This window comes from Zoogloea sp. LCSB751 (assembly GCF_002028455.1).
GTDB lineage: Bacteria > Pseudomonadota > Gammaproteobacteria > Burkholderiales > Rhodocyclaceae > Zoogloea.
In genome coordinates this window covers 1-2,997 of record NZ_MWUM01000057.1, presented here as the reverse complement: position 1 = coordinate 2,997, position 2,997 = coordinate 1, and the positions used below count along the sequence as shown (strand labels likewise).

6 protein-coding genes are annotated in these 2,997 nt (G+C 65.6%); all 6 read right to left on the bottom strand.

The annotated features are described in order from the left end of the window. Positions 1–186: hypothetical protein (locus B4920_RS25615; protein ID WP_139379632.1), on the bottom strand; the 186-nt coding region annotated here is incomplete at its 3' end. Beyond that, the gene (locus tag B4920_RS25610; RefSeq protein WP_079437572.1) at positions 183–584 is read right to left on the bottom strand and encodes a hypothetical protein; all 402 of its coding nucleotides are present in this window, start codon (positions 582–584) and stop codon (positions 183–185) included. The genes B4920_RS25615 and B4920_RS25610, both read right to left, overlap by 4 nt. Next, positions 571–765: a hypothetical protein gene (locus B4920_RS25605; protein WP_079437571.1), complete on the bottom strand. Its 195-nt coding sequence runs from the start codon at positions 763–765 to the stop codon at positions 571–573. The genes B4920_RS25610 and B4920_RS25605 overlap by 14 nt, the downstream gene beginning before the upstream one ends. After that, on the bottom strand, positions 762–1,016 hold the full coding sequence (locus tag B4920_RS25600) for a hypothetical protein (protein ID WP_079437570.1): 255 nt from the start codon (positions 1,014–1,016) through the stop codon (positions 762–764). The genes B4920_RS25605 and B4920_RS25600 overlap by 4 nt, the downstream gene beginning before the upstream one ends. Beyond that, on the bottom strand, positions 1,013–1,534 hold the full coding sequence (locus B4920_RS25595) for a hypothetical protein (protein ID WP_079437569.1): 522 nt from the start codon (positions 1,532–1,534) through the stop codon (positions 1,013–1,015). The genes B4920_RS25600 and B4920_RS25595 overlap by 4 nt, the downstream gene beginning before the upstream one ends. Continuing rightward, positions 1,531–1,722, bottom strand: a complete 192-nt coding sequence (locus B4920_RS25590; RefSeq protein WP_079437568.1) for a hypothetical protein — start codon at positions 1,720–1,722, stop codon at positions 1,531–1,533. The genes B4920_RS25595 and B4920_RS25590 overlap by 4 nt, the downstream gene beginning before the upstream one ends. Positions 1,723–2,997 lie beyond the last annotated feature (1,275 nt).

The following is a 2,997-nucleotide window of genomic DNA, read 5'->3' as shown; positions in this document are numbered from 1 at the left end:
CACCCACGGCCGCAGCCGATCCGGCAGCAGCGCGTAGTCGAACGGGGCGACCGGCGCGAGGCCTTCCGGCAGCGGCAGGGGATCGGGCCAGGAGGCGACCGGCCAGGTACGCGGATCGCCCAACGCCGGGGCCAGGGCGGCCCGTTCCTCCAGGCGGGCCGGCTCATAGGGGGGCGGTGCCTTCATGGCTGCACCTCCTGCCCGTGGGCCTCGCTGACGATGAACTCCGCCGCCGGCGTGCCGCCCGGCCGCAGCAGGATCAGCCGCTTGGGGCGTGCCGATACCAGCTCGGCCAGCAGATGGCGCAGGCGCACCCCGTCCGGCACCGGTGGCGGCACCACCAGCACTGATAGGGCCGCCAGGTAACGCCAATCGAGACGGGCCGGATGGAAGCCCGGCGGGCAGCAGATCGCCGGACCCAGGCCGGTGATCGGCCCAGCCGGCCAGTGGTCGAGGAAGACCACCACCTGGCGCTGGGTGGGCACCAGATCCCGCGCGCGGGCGTCGGCCAGGTCGCGGGCGTAGGCTGGAAGGCGCCGGCCTGGAGAGCAGCGCCAGGCGGTGCGAGGGTCAGTGTGCGGCATGGTCATCGCCATCCCCCCGCAGTACGGACAAGGCCAGCTCGAAGGCGCTGACACGCCCCTGGTAGAAGGCTTGCCCCTGGCCGGCTTCCTTGCTGGCCTGCCGCCGGCTGTCGGCGGCCTGCGCTTCCAGGAAGGCGATCACGTGGGCGAGGTGGGCGGCGTCGAAGCGTTGGGTGGTCATGATTGCCCCCGCTCATTCAGCTGGGCGAGCGCTTCCCGCGCATAGACCTGGGCATCGCAAGCGAGCGTCCAACCAAGGTCCGCGAGGACGGCGGCATCGGAATCCTTGGGCGCCTTGTCCTTGAGAACCTGCATCAGGGCCGCCAGACGGTTGAACGTCTCACCACTGCACTCGAGGCAAACCGCCACGTCGTCCAGGAGATCCGATTGAGGCGTGGCCACCGGGGCCGCCACGGTTTGAAGCTTCTTCATGCTTCACCCCCATTCGAAACCGTGCCCCCGGAAGCTACGCCCCTTGCGGCTCTCCGAGCCCGCGGCGGCGGCACCAGGCCAGGCACCAAGGCCTTGAATGCCTGGAATCCCTGATCCTGGCAGGCGTCCATGTAGCGGAAGTAATTCCGGTTCCACTCCGCTTTGCCCTCGGGGCTGTGGCGTTGAATCATTGCGGCCAGCTCGCGGAACTTGTGCTGAATCCGCCTTTCCTCAAAGCTGGGGGCAGCAATCGGCCTCCAGCCCAGATGCCACCAATCGCAATTGAAGAACTGGCGTTGCGGCCCCTTGGCACCTGCAGGCCGCCGTCGGCTGAGCGAGAACTCGAATTGATCGGACTCCCACCGGAGGTCGGCATAGTTCCGGGGCCACTCCAGTCCATCGGGAATCAGCCCCTCTGCCTCCAACTGGGCCCGCGTGCCGTGGTATTCGCATATGCCGAGGTCGCGATGGAAGTAGACGACCAGCTCTTGGGGAACGAGGATCGGTGACGTGCTCATGACCGATCCCCCTTCACGAACGGGCGACGCTGCCGCGGCAGGTCGTCGAGGGCGGCGATGTCGGCCACGCGGCGGGATATCGGGGCCGGCATGGCCGGGGTGGCGGCCGTCAGGTAGCTGAACAGCGGGGCCAGGCCCGTGCGGCGCGGCTGCGTCGAGGGCGGTGCCTTGAAGGTGCGGGTGCTCATGCTCCGGCCCTCCTGGCAAAGGTCAGGCGGAAAGCCAGGGCCGGGCCAGCGAAACGACGCAGGGCGCGGTACAGATTCAAGGTGAGGATGGGGGATGCAGGCGCGTGCAAACGTCTGCACGCCAAGGCGAGGATTGCCATGGTGCGGTACTCCTGAGCTGCGGTCTAAATATCCGCACCCCGCTTCCCAACGGGGTGGCAGAACCGTGTGAGGTGGGAAGTACCGGGCTCAGGGACCGGCCAGCCTCGCGGCTGCCTCACACGGCCCACCATTGAACAGGCGCAACCATGTAACCGACGTAAAAAAGCCGCGACGAACGCGGCCTCATCGGCCTGAGCTTATCCGGGCTTCCCAACCCGGTCACCACTGTCTAGGTGACGGTGGCGAGTATCAACCCGGCATCGTGGACGCGTCAAGCCCCTTTGAACGACAGCCGGGGGAGTTGGGCGCGGGGCGCACTCTGCGCCAGATTTGGAAGGGAAAGCGCCTGCGCAGAACCCGACGCGTGTTCCGACCCTATATAGTTTGTTCCGATTAGTTCACTACATATGTCGGAACAAACACCCCCCCGCAAAGCCGCGTCCTTGCTGGGTTTCCGATTTTTATTCCGACCGTACCGACTATTCCGACCGTTTTGAGGAGGGCTGATCTGAAGCCCCCCCACCCCCCCAAAACCTCCGCACGAAAAAATCTAGCTACACAACCGGTCCCGAGAGACCTTTTCCGTAGCGGATTTGACCCCCTTACCCCCCCTCAGCGGGTATCCCGCAGCCAGACGGGGCAGTTGGCGCCCCGGTCGGGCGGGAGCTGGCGGAGCGGGTGGAGGGGACCATACGCAGGGGGCAGGTCGTCACGGCCGCCACCACACAACCCGTCGGCCAGGCCGGGACGCGCGAAGTGCCGACAGGTCAAGCAGGTGGTTTCGTGGGTTTCTCCCCATGGCGCAAAGCCTTCCTCAGCACCACCCCCGTCCGAGTTTTTTAATGACGATGGAGTGCTGTTTTTGCTCGTCTCTTCCCTTCTCCCTTCTAAACCTGTCGGAAAGGTCGGGCCAGTCGGAACAAAGCCCGCAAACGCAGTGCTGGCGCGGCTTTCCGCTGTTCCGACGTGATCGGATTTTTGGACCGTATTCCGACCATCCGACTCGGAACACGGCATTTTTGCCTCATTTTTGGGCAAATCTGGCAGCGATTTGGCAACAAGTTCAGACCAGTCAATCATGAGTTTTCAACCCTGATGGCATGGCCGCACCCATCTGCTTTTGGACGGGCGCGG